Source organism: Bacteroidota bacterium (genome assembly GCA_039714315.1).
Classification (GTDB): domain Bacteria; phylum Bacteroidota; class Bacteroidia; order Flavobacteriales; family JADGDT01; genus JADGDT01.
Map to the genome: position 1 here is coordinate 1 of JBDLJM010000261.1, position 2,007 is coordinate 2,007.

A 2,007-nucleotide genomic window follows, 5' to 3' on the forward strand; every position below is an offset into this window, starting at 1 on the left:
CTTTCAGCCAATACTAAATTAAGGACAGTTTAGATTAGTGAGAGGTGTAGACTAACTAACATGCTTCTGCAGAATCTTTCAATGCCAAAATTAAAGAGTATAGAAGGCAATTTAGAGGAGTGAAAGATATCCTATTTTCTTGTTGAGATTATGTAAACTTTATACCTGATTTTTTAAGATCCCCAGAAAATGGACTTGATCCGTTTTTTTTGTCTTGTTGCTAACGGCAGTCTGTCTAATAACCTTTTTGCAACGCCTGAGAATTGCATATTCGAATTGTTGCAAAGACAGGTACCCAAATAATGAATACTACAAACTTGGTTTTTAGACAGTCTGACGGCTTATACCACAATAAAATATAACTTTATCCGGGATGAATTATGTGGATATAAGTATATTTTCGTTTTGTTTATCTCTTAAGTGTTTTTATAATTACATCAAACTTCGAGAAGTTTTATAAAATAATTAATGATACCGCTTATGCATTATATTTTCACATTATATTATTGCTTAATAAACCAACATCCGCGGTTCAGTGTACTCCATCATTGCGTACTTTAGTCCCTCACGGCCTAAACCTGAATCTTTTACTCCTCCATAGGGCATGGAATCTATCCTGAAGCCCGGAATATCATTTATTACAACTGCACCAACTTCCAGTTCGTTGTGAGCTGTTTTTATGTTTTCAAAATTGTTAGTGAAAACAGATGCCTGTAATCCAAATCTGGAGTCGTTTACAAAATCGATGGCTTCCCCGAAGTTTTTAAATTCCTCTACAATTGCGATAGGAGCGAAGGCCTCTTCTGAATTTACCTTCATAGCTGTGTTTGTATTTGTCAGAATAGTGTTTTCGTAGATATTGTGTTCTTCAGAAAATATTTTTCCTCCCAACATTATTTTGGCTCCCTGGTCTTTGGCTTCATTTACCCATGATGATATTTGCTCCAGGTGAATACCGGAAATCATTGGTCCGTTGTGATTACCCAAAATATTTGGATCTCCCGAATTTATCTTTTGAGATTCCGTAATAAATTCGTTCATGAAATCATTATATATATTTGAATGAACATAAATTCTCTGGGTAGAGATACATATTTGTCCGGCATATAAGAACGATCCTATAGCGAGCATTCTTGCGGCTTTCTTCCAATCTGAATTTTCGTCAACTATCGAAGCTGCATTTCCTCCCAGTTCGAGTTGTACTTTCTTTTTACCTGCTATATTTTTCAGTTTCCAACCTATTTCCGGACTTCCAGTAAAGCTCAGTAGTTTTATTCTATCATCGGTAACTAATTTTTGTGATTGTGGGATGTCGGCAATAAGTATATTCACACTCCCTTTGGGCATTCCAATTTTTTCGACTAAAGCAGCAAATGCTAATGCCGTGAGAGGTGACTGTGGAGCCGGTTTTAAAATTATAGGATTACCTGTAGCTATAGCAGGAGCTATTTTGTGTAATGCAAGATTTAAGGGGAAGTTAAACGGAGAAATTGCAGTAATTGGTCCAATTGCTACACGTTTTGTAAAAGCAGTTTTTCCTGAGCCATTATTGTAATCTATCGGAACTGTTTCGCCTGAAAAAGTATAGGCTTCTCTCGAAGCTGTTTCAAGAGTGTCTAAACAGCGTTGAATTTCCATTTTTGCATATCCCCGTGGTTTCCCGGCCTCGGCAATTATCAAATCGATAAATTTGTCTTCGTTATTTTTTAGTTCTTTATGAAGTTCATCCAGAAATTTGATTCGTTCACCTGTTGATAGTTTTTTTAACTCTTTAAAAGCATTTTCGGCGCTTGTAATGGCAAGTTCAACCTGATCGGCATCTGCCATATTTACACTGCTTATCAGCTTTTGGGTGTATTTATCAACGATATTAAGTTTAGGCTCATTACTTTCGAGCCATTCACCATTTATAAAGTTCTTATTTCTAACTATTGATTGCATATCATTCTGGTTTTGATATTCGAAAGTATGTAATCGGGGAGGAAAATGAAAGTTTAATCTTCGAAT

At 35.8% G+C, this 2,007-nt stretch carries 1 protein-coding gene; it reads right to left on the bottom strand.

Annotated elements, in window-relative coordinates; translation table 11 throughout:
• Positions 1–510: 510 nt before the first annotated feature.
• The coding region (locus ABFR62_14165) for an aldehyde dehydrogenase family protein (protein ID MEN8139562.1) at positions 511–2,007 on the bottom strand (1,497 nt) is incomplete at its 5' end.